We start from the raw sequence: 17,080 nt of genomic DNA on the forward strand, positions 1-17,080 counted from the left end.
CGACGCTACGCCGGGGACGACCTGGTCGCCACGCGGTGACATGGTCGTGACAGGCGGTCAGTAGGGTCGACGTATGGATCTTCGGGGGCGCAGGCTCAAGTACGCAGCGGTGACGGCGATGGTGGTTCTGGCGCTGACGGGTTTCTCGTCGGGCCGGGGCACCGGCGGCAGCGGCGGGGACGGTGACTCGGGCGGCGGGTGCAGCAGCTCCGGCCAGGACCACGACAGTTCGTCCTCGCGTCAGGACGACGACTACGACGACTACGACGGCTCCGGCTCGGGTGGCTCCGGTTCCGCCGAGGCGGCGCAGGACACCACGGTGGAGCTGGTGAGCTGCGCGACCGAGGTCGACCCGTACGCGGTCGTCGAGGTCACCAACCCGGGCGGTGTCAGCGACCAGGTCACCGTCGTCGTCCACTTCCTGGACGCCCAGGCCGCCGTGGTGGATCTGGCCACCGTGGACGAGGTCGTCCCGGCGAACGAGACGGTGACCGTCCAGGTCGGCCTTCCCGACGCGGCCGTGGCGGCCCGGATCGACCACTGCGAGGCCGAGCTGATGCCCGGCACGACCGGCTGACGGCCCTCACCTCACCCGGGGGCTCCCGGTCCGCCGCCCCGCGAACAGCTCCGCCTGCCGCTCGGCGGGCGCGTTGCCGAGCGCGATGAGGTGCGGGGCCTGGGCGAAGGCCGGGGCGCGGGCCGCCTCCTGGGCCGCCCACAGGGCACGGACGGTGCCCTGGACGGCCTCGGCGGGGTAACCGGCGATCACGCGGGCGCACTCCAGTGCGGCTGGCAAGTGGCCGCCGTCCTCCGTGAGTTCGGAGACCAGACCCACCTCGTGGGCCCGCCGGGCGGAGATCCGCTCGGCGGTGCCCATGAGCATCATCCGCGCCACCTCGCCCGCGGGCATCCGCTGCGCCATCAGCGCCGACTCGTAGGCGCTGACCATGCCGTAGGTGGTGTGCGGATCGAAGAAGGCGGCCGTGGGGTCGGCGATCACGAAGTCGCACTCGCCCAGCAGATAGAAGGCCCCGCCGCAGGCCATCCCCCGCACCGCCGCGACGACCGGCTTCCACAGGTCGTTGGACTTGGGCCCGATCCTCAGCAGCGGATCGTCCTGCATGTACGGCGAGTTCGGCTGCTCCACCACGGCATCCCGGTCGATCCCGGTGCAGAAGGCCCGCTCCCCGGCGCCGGTGAGGACGAGCGCGCGCACCGAGTCGTCGAAGCGGAACGCCCGCCAGGTGTCGGCGAGTTCCCGTGCCGTGGCGAGGTCGATGGCGTTGAGCCGGTCGGGCCGGTTCAGGGTGACGACCGCGACGCCGGTGTCCCGGTCGGCGGAGACGCGCAGGTTCACGGCCGCTCCGGAACCCACTGCGGCAGCCCGCCGGGAGCGAAGACGGCCTGCACCCGGGCCCCGATGCGCAGCCGGTCCGGCGGCAGGGAGCCGAGCGGCTCACCGGCCCGGCCGACGAGGTTGCCGACCAGGCGGATCCGGGGCGCGTCGACGAGCTCGACGAGCACCACGTTGTACGGGGCCAGCGCCGCGTACTCGGGCAGCAGGGGCGGGTGCGGGACGACGTAGGACCAGATGCGGCCGTGTCCCTTCACGGGCCGCCACCGGCTCGCGAAGGACTGGCAGTGCGGGCAGCACGGCCGGGGCGGGAAGCGGGGCTCGGCGCAGTCGGCGCAGGTCTGGACGCGGAGTTCGCCCCGGGCGGCGTATCGCCAGAAGGGGGCGCCGTCGGCGTCGGTGACGGGGGTGAGCATCCTGGATCAACTCCTCAGGAGCAGCGCGGAGGTGGGCACGCCCTCACCGGCGGTGACCAGGCAGGTGGCGGCGCCGGGGACCTGGGCGGTGCTGGTGCCGCGGAGCTGCTTGACGCCTTCGGTGATGAGGTTGAAGCCGTGGACGTACGCCTCGGAGAGGCCGCCGCCCCCGGTGTTGAGGGGGAGCCGTCCGCCGATCTCCAGGGCGCCGCCCTCGGTGTACGCCCCGCCCTCCCCGCGTGCGCAGAAGCCGTAGCCCTCCAGGGAGAGCGGGACGAGCGGGGTGAAGGCGTCGTAGATCTGGGCGACGTCGATGTCCTGCGGGGTGAGGTCGGCGTGCTTCCACAGGTGCCGGGCGGCGGTCCAGGCGGGGCCGGTGAGGGGGTCGTCGTTCCAGTAGTTGACCATGCCGTGGTGCTGGGCGGGCAGGCCCTGGGCGGCGGAGTGGACGTAGACGGGCTTGCGGGCGCAGTCTCGGGCCCGTTCCCCGGTGGTGACGACACAGGCCAGCGCGCCGTCCGTCTCCAGGCAGTTGTCGTACAGGCAGAGCGGTTCGCTGATCCAGCGGGAGGTCATGTACATCTCGCGGGTGAGCGGGCGGTCGTACATGATCGCGGCGGGGTTCTGGTTGGCGCGGTTGCGGCAGGCGAGGGCGACGTTGAAGAGGTGGTCGCGGGTGGTGCCGTACTCGTGCATGTGGCGGCGCGCCAGCATGGCTATCTCGTCGACCGGGCGCAGCAGCCCGAAGGGTCGCGTCCACTGTGCGGGCGTGGGGAGTTGGACGTCGGTGTTGGTCCAGGGTCTGGGTCCGCTGCCGCGTTTGCGGGAGCGCCAGGCGACGCCGACCGTGGCCTGGCCGGCCGCGATGGCGGCGGCGAGGTGGGCGACGGTGGCGCACGAACCGCCGCCGCCGTAGCCGACTTTGCTGAAGAAGGTGAGGTCACCGAGGCCGACCGCCTTGGCCAGCTCCACCTCGTCCGTCTCCTCCATGGTGTAGGAGGCGAGCGCGTCCACCTCGCCCGGTGCGATCCCGGCGTCGTCGAGCGCGGCGAGGACGGCCCGGCAGGCGAGGGTGCGCTCGTCCGCGGGGAGTTGCCTGGCGAAGGCGGTCTGCCCGATGCCCACGATGGCGGTGGCGTCCTTGATCCCGGCCATGCTGCCCCTCCCGTTCGGCGCCCCTGACAGGTCGTCAGGTTATAGCTAATCTGACGGGCAGTCAGCTAGTGGCGGGGAGGCTGTAGTGCGCGGTGACGTGGAGTGGGGCAGCATCGCTGGGCTCGTCCGGTATGCGGCCGAGCGGTACGCGGGCGCCGAGGCGGTGGTGGAGGGCCGTACCCGGATCTCCTACGCCGAACTGGGCGAGCGGGTCTCGCGGTCGACGGCGGCGTGCCTCGCGCACGGGGTCCGGCCGGGCGACCGGGTGGCGATCTGGGCGCCGAACTCCTTGGACTGGATCGTGGCGGCGCTGGGCGCGGTGTCGGCGGGAGCGGTGCTGGTGCCGCTGAACACCCGGTTCAAGGGGGCGGAGGCGGCGGACGTGCTGCGGCGCAGCGGGGCGCGGCTGCTGTTCGTGACGGGGAGCTTCCTGGGGACGTCGTACGTGGCCTCGCTGCGGCGGGCGGGCCTGGCGTCGCTGCCCGCGCTGGAGCGGGTGGTGGTGTTGGCGGACGACGCGCCGGAGTCCTTCCTGACCTGGAAGGACTTCCTGGCCGGCGGGGAAGGGCGGGCGGGTGACCCGGTGGGCCTGGGCCCGTCGTCGCCGTCGGACATCGTCTACACCTCCGGTACGACGGGCCGCCCGAAGGGGGCGGTGATCACGCACGGCCAGACCCTGCGGGCGTACGAGGTCTGGAGCGACCTGGCGGGCCTTCGGCCGGGCGACCGCTATCTGATCGTGAACCCCTTCTTCCACACCTTCGGCTGGAAGGCCGGGGTCATCGCCTGTCTGATGCGCGGGGCGACGATGATCCCGCAGCCGGTGTTCGACGTGGACACCGTGCTGGCGAACGTGGCGGCGGAGGGAGTCTCGGTGCTACCGGGCCCGCCCACGCTGCTGCAGTCCCTGCTGGACCACCCCGCCCGTGGGGCCTTCGACCTCTCGGCGCTGCGGCTGGTGGTGACGGGGGCGGCGGTGGTCCCGCTGCGGCTGGTGGAACGGCTCCGCTCGGAGCTGGGCGTGGCCACCGTGCTGACCGCCTACGGCCTGTCGGAGGCGAGCGGGATCGTGACGATGTGCCGCCGGGGGGACGACCCGGCGGTGATCGCCTCGACGTCGGGCCGGGCGATCCCGGGCACCGAGGTGCGGGTGGCGGCGCCGTTCGGGGAGCCGGGGGAGATCCTGGTCCGTGGGTTCAACGTGATGCGCGGGTACTGGCAGGACGCGGCGGCCACGGCGCAGGCGCTGACGCCGGACGGCTGGCTGCGGACGGGGGACGTGGGCGTCCTGGACGCGGGGGGCAACCTCCGGGTGACCGACCGCATCAAGGACATGTACATCGTCGGCGGCTTCAACGCGTATCCGGCGGAGATCGAGCAACTCCTGGGCCTGCACCCGGATGTGGCGGACGTGGCGGTGGTCGGGGTGCCCGACGCGCGGCTGGGCGAGGTGGGGCGGGCGTACGTGGTCCGGCGGGCCGGTTCCGTCCTGACGGCGGACGACCTGATGGCCTGGGCGCGCCGGGAGATGGCGAACTACAAGGTGCCGCGGTCGGTGGAGTTCGTGGCGCGGCTGCCGCGGAACGCGAGCGGGAAGACCCTCAAGAGAGCGCTGCGGGGGACGCCGGAGACGTGATCCGGCGTCCCTGGTGCGTGCGTGCGTGCGGGCGGGCGGGCCGGGCTCAGCCGAAGGCGCGGACCGCCTGGTAGTAGGTCCAGGCGGTGCTGTTGCAGGCGGTCTTGGTGGCGCCGCCGTAGTTGTTGCAGACGCGCTTGAGGTCCTCGTAGAAGGCGCTGTCCAGGCGGGACTTGTTGGCGCTGAAGGTGCCGGCGGCCTTGTAGTTGCGGTAGCCGAAGTCGTGGCGGGCGCAGGACATCTGGAACGGGAAGCCGAAGGGGTTGTCCGGCGAGGTGGAGCAGTAGTCGGTGGACCAGTCGAAGCCGTAGGCCGACCAGGCGCCCTGGTTGGCCCGGGCGGAGGCCCACGCGTTGTAGCTGCTCGCGCTGGTCTGCGTCCAGCTGGACAGGACCTGCGGCTTGTCGGCGGGAGCGGCGTCGGCCGCGGTCGCGGTGGCGACGGCGGTGACGAACGCGAGGGACGAGGTTGCCAGTGCGGTACCGAGTCTGCGGTGCATCCCACACCTCCATGAGGCTGCCGCCCGACTGTCGGGAGGCAGGTTCATGTCATGAGGATGCTCACGTTCTATGCGCGTTCACACCGGGCGGGACCAAATAGCTTGCGAACGCGGAGAGGTGAAGGGTGATCAGGTGGTGAACGGAAGGACCGAGTGCGCGGGAACAAAGGTCCGCCGTCCGTCGTTTGACCCGAGCCGACCTGATCCTTCCGACTCGAGGAGTACCTTGCCCTCTTCCACCGACAGCTCTGTGGTCCTGCCGGGGCTCGTGACGCAGGCGGAGCGTCTGATCGAACTCGGCGTGCACGCGTCCGCGGGGATCACCGCGGACGAGATGCGGGCCTTCGCCAAGAAGGCCGAGGGCGCCGAGAGCGCCCTGCTGGCCGTCCACCCCGACCGCGCCCCCGCCTCGGTCCTCGCCCCGCTCCTGGTCCGCGACGGCAAGCCCGGGTTCGTCGTCACCGACATGCCGGACGTCGACGAGTTCACTCCGTGCGCCGTCGAACTGCCGGATGCCCCGCTCTATCTGGTCCACGGCGTGGACCGCGGCGACGACATGGCGAACTGGAGCCCGGAGGAGGCGCTTCCCGCGCTCACCGGGCGGGGCCGCAGTCCGCTGGTGCTCACCGAGGGCATCCACTGGATCCTCCAGCAGCCGGCCGTCCTGGAGCGCAACCACTGCTTCATGACCATCGGCTCGCGCCTGCGCAAGCCCAACGGCACGCTGGACGCCCGTACCCCGGCGATCTGGATCAGCAACGGCACGGGCCGGGACGGCAAGGAGCGCCGCAACGCCCCCAAGGTCGGCTGGTGCTGGTGGGGCAACCGCCACACCTGGCTGGGCTTCGGCTCGGCAGCCGCCCGTACGTCCTAGCCCCGCACGCACCTCGGCCGCGACGGCTCCCCCTCCGCGCCGCCGCGGCCGATCCCCCTGCGGGAAACGTGCTGTGGTTCGGCCGTCAGGCCGGGTTGTCCGTGGCGTGGACGTTCTCCGTGGACGCGTCGCCCGTGGCCTCGGCCTTGAGCTTGAGCGGCTCGCTGGTGGCGTGCACGTTCTTGGTGGTGATCGGCTCGCCGGTGGCGTGGACGTTGTCCGTCGTGGCGTCGCCGGTCGGCTCGCCGGTGGCGTGGACGTTCTCGGTGCTCGTCTCTTCGGTCATTCGCTTGCTCCCCTGCAAGAAAGAACGTGGTCCGGAAGTACAAGATCCGCCCGGCAGCTCCCCCGTGGACTGCCGGGCGGATCTTGCAGGGCCGGTTCACCCTAAGGGTCTCGGCCCCGGTCGTTCCGTCTGCCCCCCGACGCGACGGCCCGACATCACTGAGACTGCCGGGCGGCGATAAACGAACGATGAACGTCCCTTCCCGGGCCTGCAACGGGGCTCAGGGACCCGCACCCAGCCGCAGGAACCCGCACCCAGCCTCAGGGACCCGCACCCGGGCGGCAGACCACCGCCGGCGGAGTCAGCAGAGCCCGGACCCCGTCCGCCTCCGGGGCGCCCAGCGCCTCGAAGATGTCCAGGGCCTCGCGCCAGCACACCCGGGCCCGGTCGAGCTGGCCGATGCCGTTCAGGGCGCGTCCGAGCACGGTGAGCACGTTCCCCCGCCGCCACTCCCCGCCGATGCCGCGCAGCACGGTCAGCGCGATCTCGGCGTTGGCGGCACCCTGAGCGGGCCGCCGGGCGGCGATGTCCACTTCGGCGAGACGGAACAGGGTCATGCCCTCCCACAGCCGCTGCCGGCTGTCCCGGAACACCTGAAGGGCCTGGTGCAGGCAGCCCGCCGCGTCGTTCAGCTGCCCGCTCTGGGTCAGCGCCAGACCGAGCGCGTACCGGCCGTTGGCGCCCTTCAGCGCGTGCCCCATGCTGTCGTACATGGCCGCGCCCTGCCGGGCCAGCGCCACCGCGCTCGCCGTGCGGCCGGTGGCCAGGTGGATCCGCGACAGGTTGCACAGCGCGCTCGCCTCGCCGGGCCGGTCGCCCAGAGCCCGGAAGTCGTCGATGGCGCGGGTGAAGTACGCCTCGCCCTCCTCGTGCCGGTTCTGGTACAGCGCGACCACCCCGCTGATGTTGGCGGCCCAGCAGCCGGTGAGCGGATCACCGGCGGCGGCGGCCAACTGGACCGCCTCCTGCGCCTCCTGGAGAGCCACGTCGAACCGGCTGCCGGAGATGTGGTGCACGAAGGCCAGCTCGGTCAGGGCGCGCCCCTCCGCGTGCGGATCCCCGGCTTCCCGTGCCGCGTTCCGCAGCAGCGCGGCGACCGCCTCGTACTCCTTGGAGTTGGCCCCCGACTCCGCCAGGTCCACCGCGGCCCAGAGCACGTCGACGGCGCGACGCAGCGCCCCCGTCCGCGCGGCCTGACGGACACAGGCCAGCAGGCACACGGCCTCCGAGTACAACCAGTCCTGCGCGGCCCGCCGCGTCTCGAACGTCAGCCCCGGGTACCGGCTCTGCTCCAGGTGGTCCACCAGCCGGTCCCCGGGCCGCTCGATCAGGTACACCTCGCCGACCGTCGCCAGATAGAAGTCCAGCAGCCGCGACAGCGCCGCGCCCCCCTCGCTCGGTGGCTGTTCGTCCCGTTCCGCGCAGGCACGCGCGTAGAGGCGGACCAGGTCGTGGTAGCGGTAGCGGCCCGGGGCCGCCGATTCCAGGAGGGACGTGTCGACCAGGGACTCCAGCAGGTCCTCCGTCTTCTCCACCGGAAGGTCCAGCACCGCCGCGGCCGCCGCCAGCGAGATGTCCGGGCCGTCCGCCAGGCCCAGCAGCCGGAAGGCGCGGGCCTGGGCCGGTTCCAGCTGGCCGTAGCCCAGCTCGAAGGTCGCCTTCACCGCCAGGTCGCCCGCCTGGAGCTCGTCCAGCCGGCGCCGCTCGTCCGCCAGCTTCGCCGCCAGTACCGACACCGTCCAGGTGCGCCGGGCCGCCAGCCGGGAGGCCGCGATACGGATCGCCAGCGGCAGGAAGCCGCACGCCGCCACCACGTCCAGCGCCGCCTCGCGCTCCGACGCCACCCGCTCCTCGCCCACGATCCGCGTGAACAGCGACAGCGCCTCGTCGGGGGACATCACGTCCAGGTCGATCAGGTGCGCGCCGGCCAGGTCCACCATCCGGGCCCGGGACGTCACCAGCGCCGCGCACCCCGAGGTGCCGGGCAGCAGCGGCCGCACCTGCGCCGCGTCCCGCGCGTTGTCCAGCAGCACCAGCACCCGCCGGCCGTCCAGGACCGAGCGGTACAGGGCCGCCCGCTCCTCCAGGGAGTCCGGGATCGCCGAGTCCGCCGTGCCCAGGGCCCGCAGGAACGACCCCAGGACCGTCTCCGGGTCCGCCGCCCGCGCCCCCGCCCCCTGGAGGTCCACGTACAGCTGACCGTCCGGGAACGCGCCCTTCGCCTGATGGGCCACGTGCACCGCCAGCGTCGTCTTGCCCACCCCGCCGATCCCGGCCAGCGCCGACACCGCCATCACCCGGCCCTCCGCCGACGCCAGCACCGCGCTCAGCTCGGACACGAAGGCCGAGCGGCCGGTGAAGTCGGGGACGGTGGCCGGGAGCTGGGCCGGGCGGACCGGGACCACGGACGGTTCCGCGAGCGGCGCGGAGGGTTCCGCGAGACCCGGGTCCGCCTGGAGGATGCGCTGCTGGAGCTCCCGCAGCCCCGGCCTCGGGTCCACGCCCAGCTCGTCGGCCAGCAGACGCCGGGTGTCCGCGTACACCGCCAGCGCCTCCGCCTGGCGCCCGGAGCGGTACAGCGCCAGCATCAGCAGCTCGCGCAGGCGCTCACGCAGCGGGTGGGCGGCGGTGAGCGCCGTCAGCTCCGAGACCGCCTCCGCGTGGCAGCCCTGTTCCAGGTCCATGTCCAGGCGGGACTCCAAGAGTTGGAGCCGCCATTCCTCCAGGCGGACGCGCTGCGCCTCGGCGTAGGGCCCGGGGACGCCCGCCAGCGGTTCGCCGTCCCACAGCGCCAGCACCCGGTTCAGCACGTCACGGGCGTGGCACAGGTCCCCGGCCCCGCGCGCCTTCTCCGCCTCCGTCGCCCACTCCTGGGCCAGCGACAGGTCGAGCGCGCCGTCCCCGAGGCCCCGGACCGCGTAGCCGCCGGACTCGCTGGCCAGCACGCCGGGGTCCAGCACCTTGCGCAGCCTGGAGGCGTACGTCCGCAGCGCCGCCAGTGCCTGGGACGGCGGTTCCTCGCCCCACAGGGCGTCGATCAGCTCCGCCGCCGTGGCCGTACGGCCCTCCCGCAGCAGCAGGGCCGCGAGCAGGGCGCGTTGCTGGGGGGAGCCGGTGTTCAGCAGCTCCTCCCCGCGCCAGGCGCGCACCGGTCCGAGCACGCCGAACCGCAGCGCCACCGGCCCCTGCGAGCCGCCACGCCGCTGCTCCGGCACCCGCGGTACACCGTCCATCGCCGTCCCCCCGGAGAACGTCCTGACAACGCAGGCCAGTTTGCCTTGTTCATGGCGGATGCGTCAGCCGTGCGAGACGCCACTCACAACCAGACGTGCGGTACACCACAAGGCCCTCACAACCTCGTCGCACAGTTCCGCTCGGCGCCGGCCCCCCGCACGAGAGCTGACGCACCGTCAGATCGGCGCTACCGTGAGGCCCATGGAGACCAAACCGACCCTTCCCCGGATCATCTCCGTCGACGACCACACGGTGGAGCCCCCGCAGGTGTGGCAGGACCGGCTCCCGAAGAAGTACCTGGACATCGGGCCCCGCGTCGTCCGTGCCCCGCTGAAGGAGATGACCTTCCTCGGGGGCCGCTTCAAGCCCGTCATGGGCGAGCCGGGCGACGACGGCCCGATCGGCGACTGGTGGGTCTACGAGGACCTGCGGCGGCCCCTCACCCGGCTCGACACCGCCGTGGGCTACGACCGCGACGAGATCAAGCTGGAGATCATCACCTACGAGCAGATGCGGCCGGGGTCGTACGACGTGCCCGCCCGCCTCGCCGACATGGACGTCAACCACGTCCAGTCGGCCCTCTGCTTCCCCACCTTCCCGCGCTTCTGCGGCCAGACCTTCACGGAGGCGGACGATCACGAGCTGGGGCTGCTGTGCGTGCGGGCGTACAACGACTGGATGGTGGAGGAGTGGTGCGGCCCCCAGGCGGAGGGGCGGCTCGTGCCGCTCACCCTCATCCCGCTGTGGGACGCCGAGCTGGCGGCGGCGGAGGTACGGCGCAACGCCGCCCGCGGGGTACGGGCCGTGGCCTTCTCCGAGATACCCCCGCACCTCGGACTCCCCTCCGTCCACACCGACGACTGGGACCCCTTCCTCGCCGCCTGCGACGAGACCGGCACGGTCGTCGCCATGCACATCGGCTCCAGCAGCCGGATGCCCTCCACCTCCGCGGACGCCCCGCCCGCGGTCGGCTCCACCATCACCTTCGCCAACTGCTGCTTCTCCATGGTCGACTGGCTGATGAGCGGCAAGTTCGAGCGCTTCCCGAACCTCAAGGTGATGTACGCCGAGGGGCAGATCGGGTGGATCCCCTACATCCTGGAACGCGCGGACGTGGTGTGGGAGGAGAACCGGGGCTGGGGCGGGGTCGCCGACAAGGTGCACCGGCCGCCGTCCGAGCTGTTCGCCGGCCATGTCTACGGCTGCTTCTTCGACGACGCCTTCGGGCTGCGCAACCTCGACTCCATCGGCGTCGGCAACGTGCTCTACGAGACCGACTACCCGCACTCCGACTCCACCTGGCCCAAGTCCCGTGAGGTCGGCGAGGCGCAGATGGGGCACCTGGACGCGGACGTCGTCGAGCGGATCGTACGGCGCAACGCGATCGAGCTGCTCCAGCTCACCCCGGACGGGCTCTGGTCGCCGTGAGGTACGGAATCCAGCTCCCGGTCCAGTCCCAGAGCACCCTGTACGCCGAGCCCTGGGAAGCCGATGCCGGGCCCGCGGACCTGCTCGCCGTCGCCCGCGCGGCGGAGTGCGCCGGCTTCGGCTACCTCGCCTGCTGCGACCACGTCGCCGTCCCGCGCCGCCTCGCGCCCGCGATGAGCACGGTCTGGTACGACCCCGTCGCCACCCTCGCTCATCTCGCCGCCGTCACCGAGCGGGTACGGCTGCTCAGCCACATCGCCGTGGTCGGCCTGCGCCACCCCCTGCTCACCGCCAAGCAGTACGCCACCCTCGACCACCTCTCCGGCGGACGCCTGCTCCTCGGGGTCGGCGCCGGACACGTGGAGGAGGAGTTCACCGCGCTGGGGGTGGACTTCCGCCGCCGGGGTGCCGTGCTCGACGAGACCATCGACGCGCTGCGGGCCGCGCTCGGCCCGGAGGAGTTCCCCGAGCACCACGGCAAGCTGTACGACTTCGAAGGACTCGGCCAGCTCCCCAGGCCCGCCCAGGAGCGCGTCCCGCTCTGGGTCGGCGGCTCCTCGCCCCCCGCCGTGCGCCGGGCCGCGCTCAAGGGGGACGGCTGGCTGCCCCAGGGGGACCCCCGGGACCGGCTGCCCCAGCAGATCGCCCGGATCCGGCAGCTGCGCGAACAGGCCGGGATCGAGGCCCCCTTCACCATCGGTGCCATCGTCGAACCCCTCTACGTCGGCACCCCCGCCTGGCACGTCGGCCGCCGCACGCTCACCGGCGGCCCGGACGAGCTGGCCGAGTCCCTGAGGGCGTACCGGGCGATGGGCGTGGACCAGATACAGGTGCGGTTCCGCAGCCGGAGCCGCGGTGAACTCATCGACCAGATCGCGGCGTTCGGCGCCGGCGTAGGACCCCACCTGTGAGGAGTCGGCACATGGGCAAACTGGACGGACGGGTCGTCATCGTCACCGGCGCGGCGCGCGGCCAGGGGGAGCAGGAGGCGCGGCTGTTCCGGCAGGAGGGGGCCTCCGTCGTCGTGGCGGACGTGCTCGACGATCAGGGGGAGGCCCTCGCCAAGGAGATCGGGGCGCTGTACGTCCGGCTCGACGTGGGCGAGGAGGAGCAGTGGCGGGCGGCCGTGCGGCGGACCAAGGAGGCGTACGGGCGGATCGACGGGCTCGTCGCCAACGCGGGCATCCTGCGCTTCAACGCCCTGGTGGACACCCCCCTCGACGAGTTCATGCGGGTCGTCCGGGTCAACCAGGTCGGGTGCTTCCTCGGCATCAGGACGGTCGCGCCCGAGATGGCGGACGGCGGCACCATTGTCACCACCGCCTCCTGCACCGGGCTGACGGGGATGGCGGCCGTCGGGGCGTACGCGGCCACCAAGCACGCCGTCCTAGGGCTCACCCGGGTCGCCGCGCTGGAACTGGCCGCCCGGGGCATTCGCGTCAACGCCATCTGCCCCGGCGCGATCGACACCGCGATGTCCCACCCGGCCCAGCTTGACCCGGCGGCGGACGCGCAGGAGACGGCGCGGGCCCTGGACGGGCTGTACCGCAAGCTCGTACCGCTCGGCCGGATCGGGCGGCCCGAGGAGGTGGCCCGGCTCGCCCTCTTCCTGACCTCGGAGGACTCCTCGTACATCACCGGGCAGCCGTTCGTGATCGACGGCGGATGGCTGGCCGGGGTGTCGGTGGGCTGACGGGCCGTCAGCTATTGACGCCTCATGCGTACGGTGCCACAGTCAGCGATCTGACGATCCGTCAGAAAGTCATCGGAAGATCAGGGACTCCAGACCGGGGACGGTGAACCGCCGTGGAATTCGGGCTCTTTGTACAGGGATACGTCGGCAGGCGCGCGGAGACCGATCCGCTCGCCGAGCACAAGGCGCTGATGGAGGAGACCGAGTACGTGATCGCGGCGGACCGGGCGGGCTTCAAGTACGCCTGGGCGTCCGAACACCACTTCCTGGAGGAGTACTCGCATCTGTCGGCGAACGACGTGTTCCTCGGCTACCTGGCCCACGCCACCGAGCGGATCCATCTCGGCTCCGGGATCTTCAACCCGCTCGCCCAGGTCAACCACCCGGTCAAGGTCGCCGAGAAGGTGGCCATGCTCGACCATCTCTCCGGCAACCGCTTCGAGTTCGGCAGCGGCCGGGGTGCCGGGTCGCACGAGATCCTCGGGTTCCTGCCCGGCATCACGGACATGAACCACACCAAGGAGATCTGGGAAGAGACCATCGCCGAGTTCCCCAAGATGTGGCTCCAGGACGAGTACGCCGGGTTCCAGGGCAAGCACTGGTCGCTGCCGCCGCGGAAGATCCTGCCGAAGCCGTACGGGAAGTCCCACCCCGCGATGTGGTACGCCGCCGGGTCGCCTCCGTCGTACTCCATGGCCGCGCGGAAGGGGCTCGGGGTGCTGGGGTTCAGCGTGCAGAAGGTCTCCGACATGGAGTGGGTGCTGGAGCAGTACAAGACGGCGATCGTGGACGCGGAGCCGATCGGGGACTTCGTCAACGACAACGTGATGGTGACGACCACGGCGATCTGTGCGCCTACGCATGAGGAGGCGGTGCGGGTGGCCGTGAGCGGGGGGTTGCACTATCTGCCGTCGCTCGTCTTCCGGTACCACGACACGTTTCCCCGGCCCGAGGGGTTTCCGGTGTGGCCGGAGACGTTGCCGGAGTACACCGAGGAGTTCATCGAGGTGCTCATCGAGGAGGAGCTGCTGATCTGCGGGGATCCCGATGAGGTGCTGCGGCAGTGCAAGCGGTGGGAGCAGGCGGGGGCGGATCAGTTGAGCTTCGGGCTGCCGGTGGGGGTGCCGAAGGAGGAGACGCTGCGGACGATTCGGCTGATCGGGGAGCACGTGATCCCGAAGATCGATACGGATCCTGTTCATCGGACGACGCGGTTTCGGAGGGGTGTCTGATCGCCGTCGGCGGGTGCGGGTTCGTTGTGGCTGGTCGCGCAGTTCCCCGCGCCCCTGAGCGAGTCAACTCCCCGTAGGTCTGGAGGTGAACCCCCCATGCTCGACCACGTCATTCACGGGGCGTCCGTCGTCGACGGCACCGGCGCCCCCGCCTACACCGCCGACGTCGGCATTCGGGACGGCCGTATCGCCGTCATCGCGCCCCGCGTCACCGAACCGTCCCGCACCGCCGAGGACGCCGCCGGGCTCGTGCTCGCTCCCGGGTTCGTCGATCCCCATACCCACTACGACGCCCAGCTCTTCTGGGATCCGTACGCCACGCCCTCCCTCAATCACGGCGTGACCACCGTCGTCGGCGGGAACTGCGGGTTCACGCTCGCGCCGCTCCATCCCGGGCGGCCCGCCGACGCCGACTACACGCGGCGCATGATGTCCAAGGTCGAGGGGATGTCGCTGGTCGCGCTGGAGGAGGGGGCGCCCTGGAGCTGGCACGGATTCGGGGAGTATCTCGATGCCCTGGAGGGGCGGATCGCCGTGAACGCCGGGTTCATGGTGGGGCATTGCGCGCTGCGGCGGTACGTCATGGGGGAGGCGGCCGTCGGGGGGCAGCCGAGCCGGGAGCAGCTCGACGCCATGCTGGGGCTGCTGCACGACGCCATGGACGCCGGGGCCTGGGGGTTCTCCACCACCCAGTCGTCCACGCACTCCGACGGGGACGGGCAGCCGGTCGCCTCCCGGCACGCGCGGCCCGCGGAACTGCTCGCCCTGTCCAGGGCCGTGGGGGAGCACGAGGGGACGCAGATCGAGGCGATCGTCGCCGGGTGCCTCGATCAGTTCAGCGACGCCGAGATCGAGCTGTTCGCGGAGATGAGCGCGGCGGCCGGGCGGCCCCTGAACTGGAACGTGCTGACCATCGACGCCGCCGTGCCCGAGCGGGTGCCCCGGCAGCTCCTCGCGAGCGAGCGGGCCCGGAAGGCCGGCGGCCGGGTCGTCGCGCTGACCATGCCGATCCTGACCCCGATGAACATGTCCCTGGGCACCTTCTGCGCGCTGAACCTGATCCCCGGGTGGGGGCCGGTTCTGGGGCTGCCCGTGCCGGAGCGGATCGCCCGGCTGCGGGACCCCGCGGTCCGCGCCGGGATGCTGGAGCGCGCCGCGTCCAAGGAGGCCGGCGTCTTCCGGCGGCTCGCGGACTTCGGGCGGTACGTCATCGGCGACACCTACAGCGAGGCGAACCGCGGGCTCACGGGCCGGGTGGTGCGGGACATCGCGGCCGAGCGGGGGCAGGACCCGTTCGCCTGCCTGGTGGAGATCTGCGCCAACGACGAGCTGCGGACCGTGCTGTGGCCCATGCCGCCCGACAACGACCCCGAATCCTGGGCGCTGCGGGCCCGGACCTGGCAGCACGAGGACGTCCTGCTCGGCGGCTCGGACGCGGGGGCGCACCTGGACCGGATGTGCGGGGCGCCGTACACGACGCGCTTCCTCGGTGACTGTCTGCGCGGACGGAAGCTGGTCGGTCTGGAGCAGGCCGTGCGGATGCTGACCGACGACCCGGCCCGGCTCTTCGGTCTGCGCGAGCGGGGGCGGGTGCGGGAGGGATTCCACGCGGACCTGGTGCTCTTCGACCCGGAACGGATCGGCGCCGGTACGGCCACCCTGGTGCACGACCTGCCGGGTGACAGCCCGCGCCTCGACTCCAAGGCCCTCGGGGTGCACGCCGTGTGGGTCAACGGGGTCGCGGCGATCCGGGACGACGTGGTGACCGGCGCGGTGCCGGGGAAGGTGCTGCGGTCCGGGCGGGACACCCGGACGGTGAGCACCCGGTGACGCAGCGGCTGTTCCTCGGCGGGTCGTGGGCGGAACCCGAGGGCGGTTTCTACGACGTCCTCGACCCGGCGACCGAGGGCACCGTCGCTCCGGCTCCCGAGGCATCCCCGGAGCAGGCGCGCGCGGCCTGTGCCGCGGCCCGCGAGGCGTTCGGGCCCTGGTCGCGGACGGCGCCCGAGGAGCGGGCCGCGATCCTCGGCCGGGCCGCGCGGCTGATCCGGGACCGGCTGGCGCCGTACGCCGAACTGGCGCAGGCCGAGACCGGCGCCACGACCGGCACCGCACGCGGGATGCAGGTCGGGGTGGCCGCCGCCCGCTTCCAGCGGTACGCGCGCGTGGAGCCCGCCGAGTGGGCCGTCCCGCCGCAGATCAACGAGGCCGGGCCGATGGGGCGGGCCGGGGTGATGGGCGCGCTGGCCGTACGGCAGCCCGTCGGGGTCGTCGCCTGCGTGTCCTCGTACAACAACCCGTGGGCCAACGCGGCGGGCAAGATCGCTCCCGCGCTGGCGATGGGCAACACCGTGGTGGTGAAGCCCGCCCCGCAGGACCCCCTGTCCGTGTACCGGATGGCGGAGGTGCTGGAGGCGGCCGGGGTGCCGCCGGGGGTGGTCAACGTGGTCTCCGGGGCCTCGGTGGCGGTGGGGGAGGCGGTGGTCGCCTCCGCGGACGTCGACATGGTGAGCTTCACCGGCTCCACGGCCGTCGGCCGCCGGATCGCCGAGGTGTGCGGACGGGGCATGAAGCGCCAGCTGATGGAGCTCGGCGGAAAGGGCGCGGCGCTCGTCTTCGACGACGCGGACCTCGGCTCGGCGGTGGCCGGGATCGGGACGACGTTCTCCTTCTACAGCGGGCAGATCTGCACGGCGCCGACCCGGGTGCTGGCGCAGCGGGGGGTGTACGACCGGCTGGTCGTGCAACTGGCTTCCTATGCGCGGCGGTTGAAGGTGGGTGATCCCAGGGAGCCGGACACCGTGGTCGGGCCGGTGATCTCGGCGGCGCACCGGGAGCGGGTGGAGTCCTACGTGGAGACCGGGCGCAAGGAGGGCGCGGTCGTGGTGACCGGTGGCGAACGGCCGCCGCTGGAGCGGGGGTTCTATGTCAGCCCGGCCCTTCTCGCGGACTGCTCCAACGACATGACCGTCGCCCGCGAGGAGATCTTCGGTCCGGTCGTCGCGGTGATCCCCTTCGACGAGGAGGACGAGGGGGTCGCCCTCGCCAACGACTCCGACTACGGGCTGATCGACTACGTCTGGTCGGGCGACGTGGCGAGGGCCTTCCGGGTCGCCCGGCGGCTCAGGGCCGGAGGCGTGGGCGTCAACACGGTCGGCCGGAACATGGAGGCACCGTTCGGCGGCTTCAAGAAGAGCGGCGTCGGCCGCGACATCGGCTCCTACGCCCTGCACGCCTACAGCGAGGTGCAGTCGATCGTCTGGCCCGGGTAGC

At 72.4% G+C, this 17,080-nt stretch carries 15 protein-coding genes; 9 read left to right on the forward strand and 6 right to left on the reverse strand.

Annotation, left to right across the window (positions count from 1 at the left end):
* The first annotated feature begins 73 nt into the window (after positions 1–73).
* Entirely contained in the window at positions 74–577 is a 504-nt protein-coding gene (locus ACWD11_RS15375; protein ID WP_451283397.1) for a hypothetical protein, read from the forward strand.
* A 6-nt stretch (positions 578–583) separates the two neighbouring features.
* Here ACWD11_RS15375 and ACWD11_RS15380 read toward each other — a convergent pair whose 3' ends face one another.
* The 3 genes from ACWD11_RS15380 to ACWD11_RS15390 are packed head-to-tail and all read right to left on the reverse strand — an operon-like array spanning position 584 to position 2,925.
* Entirely contained in the window at positions 584–1,357 is a 774-nt protein-coding gene (locus ACWD11_RS15380; RefSeq protein WP_389418204.1) for an enoyl-CoA hydratase/isomerase family protein, read from the reverse strand.
* Positions 1,354–1,770, reverse strand: a complete 417-nt coding sequence (locus ACWD11_RS15385) for a Zn-ribbon domain-containing OB-fold protein (protein WP_451283399.1) — start codon at positions 1,768–1,770, stop codon at positions 1,354–1,356. Before ACWD11_RS15385 ends, ACWD11_RS15380 begins: the two co-directional genes overlap by 4 nt.
* 6 nt (positions 1,771–1,776) lie before the next feature.
* The gene (locus ACWD11_RS15390) at positions 1,777–2,925 is read right to left on the reverse strand and encodes a lipid-transfer protein (RefSeq protein WP_451283401.1); all 1,149 of its coding nucleotides are present in this window, start codon (positions 2,923–2,925) and stop codon (positions 1,777–1,779) included.
* An 85-nt stretch (positions 2,926–3,010) separates the two neighbouring features.
* Between ACWD11_RS15390 and ACWD11_RS15395 the strand changes: the two genes are divergently transcribed.
* Positions 3,011–4,561 (forward strand): FadD3 family acyl-CoA ligase, encoded by a 1,551-nt coding sequence (locus tag ACWD11_RS15395; RefSeq protein WP_451283403.1) that lies wholly within the window; start codon positions 3,011–3,013, stop codon positions 4,559–4,561.
* A gap of 46 nt (positions 4,562–4,607) precedes the next feature.
* Here ACWD11_RS15395 and ACWD11_RS15400 read toward each other — a convergent pair whose 3' ends face one another.
* Positions 4,608–5,060 carry a phospholipase gene (locus tag ACWD11_RS15400; RefSeq protein ID WP_389418208.1) on the reverse strand — a complete coding sequence of 151 codons (453 nt, stop codon included), beginning with the start codon at positions 5,058–5,060 and terminating at the stop codon, positions 4,608–4,610.
* Positions 5,061–5,286: 226 nt separating this feature from the next.
* Here ACWD11_RS15400 and ACWD11_RS15405 point away from each other — a divergent pair, with 226 nt between their 5' ends.
* Complete coding sequence (locus ACWD11_RS15405) at positions 5,287–5,934, forward strand: DUF5701 family protein (RefSeq protein ID WP_451283405.1); 648 nt, start codon at positions 5,287–5,289, stop codon at positions 5,932–5,934.
* Positions 5,935–6,019: 85 nt separating this feature from the next.
* Here the strand turns inward: ACWD11_RS15405 and ACWD11_RS15410 are convergent, their stop codons facing one another.
* Together ACWD11_RS15410 and ACWD11_RS15415 are read right to left on the reverse strand one after the other, a co-directional pair.
* Positions 6,020–6,220, reverse strand: coding sequence for a hypothetical protein (locus ACWD11_RS15410; RefSeq protein WP_389418210.1), 201 nt, complete (start codon positions 6,218–6,220; stop codon positions 6,020–6,022).
* Between the two features lie 260 nt (positions 6,221–6,480).
* Entirely contained in the window at positions 6,481–9,453 is a 2,973-nt protein-coding gene (locus ACWD11_RS15415) for an AfsR/SARP family transcriptional regulator (protein WP_389418211.1), read from the reverse strand.
* A 202-nt stretch (positions 9,454–9,655) separates the two neighbouring features.
* Here ACWD11_RS15415 and ACWD11_RS15420 point away from each other — a divergent pair, with 202 nt between their 5' ends.
* From ACWD11_RS15420 to ACWD11_RS15445, 6 genes are all read left to right on the forward strand, one after another.
* Positions 9,656–10,882, forward strand: coding sequence for an amidohydrolase family protein (locus ACWD11_RS15420; RefSeq protein WP_389418212.1), 1,227 nt, complete (start codon positions 9,656–9,658; stop codon positions 10,880–10,882).
* Positions 10,879–11,793, forward strand: coding sequence for an LLM class F420-dependent oxidoreductase (locus ACWD11_RS15425; protein ID WP_451283408.1), 915 nt, complete (start codon positions 10,879–10,881; stop codon positions 11,791–11,793). Before ACWD11_RS15420 ends, ACWD11_RS15425 begins: the two co-directional genes overlap by 4 nt.
* 11 nt (positions 11,794–11,804) lie before the next feature.
* Positions 11,805–12,575 carry an SDR family NAD(P)-dependent oxidoreductase gene (locus ACWD11_RS15430; protein WP_451283410.1) on the forward strand — a complete coding sequence of 257 codons (771 nt, stop codon included), beginning with the start codon at positions 11,805–11,807 and terminating at the stop codon, positions 12,573–12,575.
* A gap of 113 nt (positions 12,576–12,688) precedes the next feature.
* The gene (locus ACWD11_RS15435) at positions 12,689–13,807 is read left to right on the forward strand and encodes an LLM class flavin-dependent oxidoreductase (protein ID WP_389418215.1); all 1,119 of its coding nucleotides are present in this window, start codon (positions 12,689–12,691) and stop codon (positions 13,805–13,807) included.
* 96 nt (positions 13,808–13,903) lie between these two features.
* Complete coding sequence (locus ACWD11_RS15440; protein ID WP_451283412.1) at positions 13,904–15,637, forward strand: N-acyl-D-amino-acid deacylase family protein; 1,734 nt, start codon at positions 13,904–13,906, stop codon at positions 15,635–15,637.
* Entirely contained in the window at positions 15,634–17,079 is a 1,446-nt protein-coding gene (locus ACWD11_RS15445) for an aldehyde dehydrogenase family protein (RefSeq protein ID WP_451283414.1), read from the forward strand. Before ACWD11_RS15440 ends, ACWD11_RS15445 begins: the two co-directional genes overlap by 4 nt.
* Position 17,080 lies beyond the last annotated feature (1 nt).

It is taken from the genome of Streptomyces sp. NPDC002776, from assembly GCF_053592195.1.

What these genes read in the sequence shown, in the direction of transcription:
- ACWD11_RS15375 (WP_451283397.1), top strand. Translation starts at nt 74, where the DNA reads ATGGATCTTCGGGGGCGCAGGCTCAAGTACGCAGCGGTGACGGCGATG.
- ACWD11_RS15385 (WP_451283399.1), bottom strand. Translation starts at nt 1,770, where the DNA reads ATGCTCACCCCCGTCACCGACGCCGACGGCGCCCCCTTCTGGCGATAC.
- ACWD11_RS15390 (WP_451283401.1), bottom strand. Translation starts at nt 2,925, where the DNA reads ATGGCCGGGATCAAGGACGCCACCGCCATCGTGGGCATCGGGCAGACC.
- ACWD11_RS15400 (WP_389418208.1), bottom strand. Translation starts at nt 5,060, where the DNA reads ATGCACCGCAGACTCGGTACCGCACTGGCAACCTCGTCCCTCGCGTTC.
- ACWD11_RS15410 (WP_389418210.1), bottom strand. Translation starts at nt 6,220, where the DNA reads ATGACCGAAGAGACGAGCACCGAGAACGTCCACGCCACCGGCGAGCCG.
- ACWD11_RS15415 (WP_389418211.1), bottom strand. Translation starts at nt 9,453, where the DNA reads ATGGACGGTGTACCGCGGGTGCCGGAGCAGCGGCGTGGCGGCTCGCAG.
- ACWD11_RS15420 (WP_389418212.1), top strand. Translation starts at nt 9,656, where the DNA reads ATGGAGACCAAACCGACCCTTCCCCGGATCATCTCCGTCGACGACCAC.
- ACWD11_RS15430 (WP_451283410.1), top strand. Translation starts at nt 11,805, where the DNA reads ATGGGCAAACTGGACGGACGGGTCGTCATCGTCACCGGCGCGGCGCGC.
- ACWD11_RS15440 (WP_451283412.1), top strand. Translation starts at nt 13,904, where the DNA reads ATGCTCGACCACGTCATTCACGGGGCGTCCGTCGTCGACGGCACCGGC.